The sequence below is a fragment of the Halomonas saccharevitans genome (genome assembly GCF_900116405.1).
GTDB lineage: Bacteria > Pseudomonadota > Gammaproteobacteria > Pseudomonadales > Halomonadaceae > Halomonas > Halomonas saccharevitans.
The window spans coordinates 76,681-82,795 of sequence record NZ_FPAQ01000016.1 but is presented as its reverse complement, the minus strand read 5'-3'; the positions used below and the strand labels follow the sequence as shown (position 1 = coordinate 82,795).

Below are 6,115 nucleotides of genomic sequence, written 5' to 3'. Positions count from 1 at the left end.
AGCAGAGGCTGCCCCGCGAAGCGCTGGCTCAGCTGGCGGATCAGCGTGTCGATGGCCGTGGGCTCATTGGCGATCTCACCACGAAACTCCGGCTCATGCCGTCCCGCCTCGGCGATGGATACCGCAATGCTGGCCTTATGCACATCCAGCCCGATATAGGCGGCATGGACGTCGCTGGCGGCGCTGAGCCGCTCGGCGGCAGTGCGCTCCACAACGACCTGCTGAGTTGCGTTAGACTGTGTCATGACCTGCCTCCCTCAATAGTGGCTCTGTGTTGTTGCCCAACCTCAACGTAACCCACGACGTTGAGGAGGGGCAGGTCAATCCATCATGTCTATGCCAGGGGTGAGGAGCACTGCTCCGAACGGGCTGGCCATGGATGGCCAGCACCGGACCTGCAAGCGGAGCGGGACGCGAGAGCGCAGCAGGGCATCGGTAGCGCCCAGGGAGGGGTTCACAGCGCCCCCTCGACGCTTCGCTTCCGGGAAGCCGAATGAAAGGGCGGGTTGGATCAGTCTCCGCTGGGCGCCAGCCGGATGCCGCCGGGCTCCAGGAGGATCCTCCGCTGCTTGTAGAGCCGCCCGATGGCCTGCTTGAAGGCGTTCTTGCTCACCCCCAGGCGCGCCTTGATCTCCCCGGCGTCGCTCTTGTCGCCCAGCGGCAGGTAGCCGCCGCTCTCGCGCAGCGCCTTGAGCACCCGCTCGCCGACCACGTCGAGGCGTGCCGACCCCGGCGGCAGCAGCGACAGGTCCAGGCGGCCATCGTCACGCACGCGCTTCACGTAGCCGGCGAGCCGCTGGCCGCGGCGCAGCGGCCGGTTCACGTCGTCGCGATAGAGCAGGCCCCAGCAGCGCTGATCGACCACCACCTTGTAGCCCAGGTCGGTCTGATCGGCGATCACCAGCGCCACCTCATCACCCGACGCCAGGCCCTCGGCCTCGTCGGCCAGCAAGCGGTCGAGTCGCTGGGAGGCGACCGGTCGGCCCTGCTGGTCCTCGTAGATCATCACCAGCACCCGCCGGCCCACGCTGGGGCGGAAGCGCTGCTCGCCGTAGGGCAGCAGCAGGTCGCGGGGGTGGCCCCAGTCGAGGAAGGCGCCGGTCTCGTTGACGGTCACCACCTCGAGGTAGACCACCTCGCCGACGGCGGCCCGAGGCGCGCGATGGCGGCGCGGGGCGGCGGCATGCGGGGCGGAGGAACGCGGCGAACGGCGGTCTCGGGAATCGGGCATGGCGGGCATCCGGTAGAGAGTGGGGAGCGGGAAAGCGTGGGGGAGCCAGGGAGGAGGATAGCCGAGCGCGGGGCTCAGAGATCGCCGAAGCGGGCCTGCAGCAGCGATAGCGCCACCACCGGCGCGGTCTCGGTGCGCAGCACGCGCGGGCCAAGGGAGAGCGGGGCGAAGCCTTCGGCCCGGGCGGCCTCGACCTCGGCCTCGGCGAGCCCGCCCTCCGGGCCAATCAGCACCGCGGCGCTGGCGGGCGCCTCGGCCACATCCAACGCCCCGGGGGTGCCGGGATGCAGCACCAGGCGCAGCGCCTCGTCGCGGGCGGCGAGCCACTCGGCCAGGCCCATCGGGGCATGCACCGGCGGCAGGGTCGCGCGGCCGCACTGCTCGCAGGCGCTGGCGGCCACGGCCTGCCAGTGAGCGAGCTTCTTCGCCGCCCGCTCGGCCTTGAGCCGCACGTCGCCGTGCTCGGTGTAGAGCGGAGTGATGGCCGCCACCCCGAGCTCGACCGCCTTCTGGATGGCGTAGTCCATGCGATCCCCCTTGGAGATCGCCTGGCCGAGGTGCACCGCCAGCGGCGACTCGCCGCGCCCCGGCTCGACGGCCTCGAGGCGCGCCACCACCCGCTTGCGGGAGGCCTCGACGAGCACCGCCCGGGCCTCCAGGCCGGCGCCGTCGAAGAGGCGCAACACGGCCCCCTCGCCCAGGCGCAGCACCCGGGCCACGTGGCGAGCGGGCCCCTCTGGCAGAACGACGTCGCCGCCGACGTGGAAGTCGGCGGCGACGTGGATGCGCGGCGCCTTCACGGGCGGTTCTCGCTCATCAGGATCGGCATCGGCTTTACTGGGTCGCCTGCTCGCCAGCGGCCTGGGCCTGCTCGGCCTCGCGCTTCTTCTTCTGGGCGTAGATCGCCTCGAAGTTGACCGGCGCCAGCATCAGCGGCGGGAAGCCACCGCGGTTGACCAGGCTGTCGATGCACTCGCGGGCATAGGGGAACAGCACGTTGGGGCAGAAGGCACCCAGGGTATGGTCGAGCTGCTGGCCCTCGAGGCCGCCGATGCGGAACAGGCCGGCCTGCTCGATCTCGGCCAGGAAGGAGGTGGTGCCCTCCTCGCTGTGGGTGACCTGGGCGGTGACCTTGATCACCACCTCATAGAGGTCTTCACCGACCTGCTGATGGGTGGTGTTCAGGTCCAGGCCGACCTTGGGCTTGAACGGCTGCTGGAAGATCGCCGGCGAGTTGGGCGCCTCGAAGGAGAGGTCCTTGACGTAGATGCGCTGCAGGGCGAACTGCAGCTGCGGCTTGTCCTGCTGGCCCGACGCCTGACCATCGGCGCCGGCGTTCTGGTTGTTCTCTTCCGCCATGGGAAAGGTCCTTTGTCCGGTGAAACTATCGGGTAAACGGGTCCGGGAAATACGGGGGCGTCGTTTGCTTCTCGACGGCCAGGCCTACTTCTTGACGACCGGCAGGCCATCCGCCTGCCACTGGGCCATGCCGCCCTTGAGCTTGAGCACGCGCTCGAAGCCTGCCTTGGTGAGCTTGGCCTGGGCGACGCCGGCGCTTTGGCCGTGCTTGCAGGCCACGATGATCGGCTTGCCCTTGAACTTCTCGAGCTCGCGCAGGCGCTCGTCGAGCTTGCTCTGCGGGATGTTTCGCGCCCCGGCGATGTGGCCCGCCTTGAAGTCGTTGGCCTCGCGGAGGTCGACCACCACGGCGTCCTCGCGATTGACCAGCTGGGTGGCCTCGCTGGAGGTCACGCCGCCGGCGCTGCTGTTGCGGGCCTCGTAGGCGAGCCAGGCGATCAACACCACCAGGAAGGCCCCCACCAGCAGGGGATGATTCTGCACGAATTCGAACAGCTGATCGATCATGGGTTCGGCTAACTCTTTATCGGGTACACGGTGAACGGGGCCGGCCAGTCGCGGCGGCGCCCAGTATACACAAAGCCGCGGCGCGCCGCGGCCCGGGCGCCGGCCAAAATGACGTCCGACGGTGCCGTGCGATATGATGCCGCAAGCAGATGCAAGTCGCGACCCTGGCCGCCCGAGAGGCCGGTCGGCGCGACCCCGACCACGAGGCCCTCCCCCATGACCGACCCCCGTACCCCGCGTCCGGTAGCCCTGATCATCCTCGACGGCTACGGCTACAACGAGTCGCCCACCGACAACGCCGTGCTCGCCGCCCGCACCCCGGTGATGGATCGCCTGTGGCAGGAACAGCCGCACAGTCTGATCCATACCGACGGTCGCTACGTGGGCCTACCGGACGGCCAGATGGGCAACTCCGAGGTCGGCCACATGAACCTGGGGGCCGGGCGCGTCGTCTATCAGGACTTCACGCGCATCACCAAAGCCGTCGAGGAGGGCGAGCTTGCCACCGTCGAGGCGCTGACCGCGCCGATCGATGCCGCCGTGGCCGCGGGCCAGGCCGTGCACCTGCTGGGCCTGCTCTCGCCGGGCGGCGTGCACAGCCATGAGGATCATATCCTGGCCATGGCCGAGCTGGCCGCCCGCCGCGGCGCCCGGCGCATCTACGTGCATGCCTTCCTCGACGGCCGCGACACGGCGCCGAAGAGCGCTCTGGCCTCGCTTGAGCGCACCGACGCGCGTCTCGCCGAGCTGGTGGGCGCCGAGCACGGTTTCGTGGCCTCGATCATCGGCCGCTACTTCGCCATGGACCGCGACAACCGCTGGGACCGCGTCGAGCAGGCCTACCGCCTGATCACCGAAGGGGCGGGCGAGTTCGAGGCGAAGAGCGCCGAGCAGGGCCTCGAGCAGGCCTACGCGCGCGGCGAGACCGACGAGTTCGTCACCGCCACCAGCATCCGCCCCGCCGACGCCGTGGTGGCCATGGCCGACGGCGATGCGGGCATCTTCATGAACTTCCGCGCCGACCGTGCCCGGGAGCTGACCCGCGCCTTCGTCGAGGACGGCTTCGAGGGCTTCACGCGCCGGGTACGCCCCCGGCTTGCCGCCGACGGCCTGGTGATGCTGACCCAGTACGCCGCCGACATCCCGGCCCCGGCCGCCTTCCCGCCGGCCGAGCTCGTGAACACCCTGGGCGAGGTGATGGAGAAGCGCGGCCTCACCCAGCTGCGCATCGCCGAGACCGAGAAATACGCCCACGTCACCTTCTTCTTCTCGGGCGGTCGCGAGCAGGAGTACCAGGGCGAGACCCGCGTGCTGGTGCCCTCCCCCCAGGACGTGAAGACCTACGACGAGAAGCCCGAGATGAGCGCCGTGGAGGTCACCGACCGCCTGGTGGAGGCGATCGAGGGCGGCCAGCACGACCTGATCGTCTGCAACTACGCCAACGGCGACATGGTCGGCCACACCGGCAAGTTCGACGCTGCCGTCAAGGCCATCGAGGCCGTGGACGCCTGCGTCGGGCGGGTGGTGGAGGCGATCCAGCGCGTCGGCGGCGCCTGCCTGGTGACCGCCGACCACGGCAACGCCGAGCAGATGATCCACCCCGAGACCGGCGCGCCCCAGACCGCTCACACTACCTTCGACGTGCCGCTGATCTACGTCGGGCCGCGTACGGTGCGCCTGCTCGACGACGGTCGGCTGTGCGACATCGCCCCGACCCTGCTGACCCTGATGGACCAGCCGGTGCCCGAGGAGATGACCGGACGCGTGCTGATCGAGGCCGAGTGAGCCGGGGCCCGGAGCGCCAGGGAATGGCAATGCGGCGCGCCCTGCAGAGAGGGCCGAGAGGCCTGAGCGGCCTGGCCTTGGGGCTGGGCCTTGGCCTGACGCTGGGCTTGATGCCAAACCCGGCCTCGTCGCTTGCCGCCGCCCCCTCCGAGCGCGAGGCCCAGGCGCGCCTCGACGCCCTGGGCGAGGAGATCCTGGCCGCCTCCGGGGAGCTTTCCACCACCCGGGAGGCCCGCGACGAGGCGAGTGAGGCGCTGCGCGAGGTGGAGACGGCGCTGGCCGAGACCCATCACCGCCTCGACGCGCTGCAGGCCGAGCGGCGTGCCCTGAACGACGAGATCGCCGATCTGGAGGCCCGGCGCGAGCGCCTGGCCGACGAGCGGCGCGAGCAGCTCGAATCCCTCGAGGTCCAGCTCGAGGCCTTCTATCGCCTGGGCCTCACGCCCCAGCTCAAGCTGCTGCTCAACCAGGACGACCCGGCCCGGCTCGACCGCCTGCAGCACTACCTCAATCGCCTGGCCCGGGCCCGTCACGAGCGCCTCGATCGCATCGAGCGCCTGGAGAGCGAACTCGCCGACACCCATCAGGCCCTGGCCGAGCGCGGCGAGCGGCTGGAAGCCGTGACGGCACGCCTTGCCGAGCGCAGCGCCGCCCTGGCCGAGCAGAGCGCCGAGCGCGCCGCGCTGGTGGCGACACTGGACGAGCGCTTCGCCAGCGAGCAGGCCCGGCTGGCGACCCTCGCCCAGGACCGCGCCCATGCCGAGCGCACCCTGCGCGAGGTGCAGGAGCGGCTGGCCCGCCTCGAGCGCCCGCCCCCCTCCACCGCCATCGACGAGACCCGCGGCGCGCTGCCCTGGCCGGTGCAGGGCGCCATCGCCTCGACCTTTCGCCACGGCGAGGGAGTGCACCTCAACGGCCTGGTGATCCGCGCCGCCGAGGGCACCCCGGTCACGGCCGTGCATCCGGGCCGAGTGGTCTTCGCCGACTGGATGCGCGGCTTCGGCAACCTGCTGATCATCGATCATGGCGACCGGGTGATGACCCTGCACGCCCACCTGCAGCACTTCTCCGCCGGGGTGGGAAGCGCGGTCTCCCGCGGCGACGCCCTGGGCGCCGTAGGCGCCAGCGGCGGCCAGGATCAGCCAAGGCTCTACTTCGAGGTGCGCCGTAACGGCCAGCCCATCGACCCGCGGGGCTGGATCGCCAGCCGCCCCTGAGCGTCGCCGCACGCCC

Annotated in this window: 6 protein-coding genes and 1 pseudogene; 2 read left to right on the top strand and 5 right to left on the bottom strand. The window is 70.8% G+C overall.

All coding sequences use genetic code 11. The features are described 5' to 3' along the window. From BM388_RS09160 to BM388_RS09140, 5 genes and pseudogenes are all read right to left on the bottom strand, one after another. Positions 1 to 245, bottom strand: a pseudogene (locus tag BM388_RS09160) (hypothetical protein); the annotation flags it as partial. Between the two features lie 266 nt (positions 246 to 511). After that, entirely contained in the window at positions 512 to 1,231 is a 720-nt protein-coding gene (locus BM388_RS09155; protein ID WP_089849345.1) for a CvfB family protein, read from the bottom strand. Between the two features lie 74 nt (positions 1,232 to 1,305). Beyond that, positions 1,306 to 2,031 (bottom strand): 16S rRNA (uracil(1498)-N(3))-methyltransferase, encoded by a 726-nt coding sequence (locus BM388_RS09150; protein ID WP_089849343.1) that lies wholly within the window; start codon positions 2,029 to 2,031, stop codon positions 1,306 to 1,308. A gap of 34 nt (positions 2,032 to 2,065) precedes the next feature. Then, a complete protein-coding gene (gene secB / locus BM388_RS09145; RefSeq protein WP_089849342.1) occupies positions 2,066 to 2,590 on the bottom strand; it encodes a protein-export chaperone SecB in 525 nt (174 codons plus the stop codon). Positions 2,591 to 2,674: 84 nt separating this feature from the next. After that, on the bottom strand, positions 2,675 to 3,097 hold the full coding sequence (locus tag BM388_RS09140; protein ID WP_089849340.1) for a rhodanese-like domain-containing protein: 423 nt from the start codon (positions 3,095 to 3,097) through the stop codon (positions 2,675 to 2,677). A 216-nt stretch (positions 3,098 to 3,313) separates the two neighbouring features. Here BM388_RS09140 and gpmI point away from each other — a divergent pair, with 216 nt between their 5' ends. Further along, positions 3,314 to 4,882 carry a 2,3-bisphosphoglycerate-independent phosphoglycerate mutase gene (gene gpmI / locus BM388_RS09130; RefSeq protein ID WP_089849336.1) on the top strand — a complete coding sequence of 523 codons (1,569 nt, stop codon included), beginning with the start codon at positions 3,314 to 3,316 and terminating at the stop codon, positions 4,880 to 4,882. Positions 4,883 to 4,905: 23 nt separating this feature from the next. Beyond that, complete coding sequence (locus BM388_RS09125) at positions 4,906 to 6,099, top strand: murein hydrolase activator EnvC family protein (RefSeq protein ID WP_245781506.1); 1,194 nt, start codon at positions 4,906 to 4,908, stop codon at positions 6,097 to 6,099. Positions 6,100 to 6,115: the final 16 nt, after the last annotated feature.

Coding starts and splice junctions, on each gene's coding strand:
- gpmI (WP_089849336.1), top strand. CDS start 3,314: ATGACCGACCCCCGTACCCCGCGTCCGGTAGCCCTGATCATCCTCGAC.
- BM388_RS09140 (WP_089849340.1), bottom strand. CDS start 3,097: ATGATCGATCAGCTGTTCGAATTCGTGCAGAATCATCCCCTGCTGGTG.
- secB (WP_089849342.1), bottom strand. CDS start 2,590: ATGGCGGAAGAGAACAACCAGAACGCCGGCGCCGATGGTCAGGCGTCG.
- BM388_RS09125 (WP_245781506.1), top strand. CDS start 4,906: ATGGCAATGCGGCGCGCCCTGCAGAGAGGGCCGAGAGGCCTGAGCGGC.
- BM388_RS09155 (WP_089849345.1), bottom strand. CDS start 1,231: ATGCCCGATTCCCGAGACCGCCGTTCGCCGCGTTCCTCCGCCCCGCAT.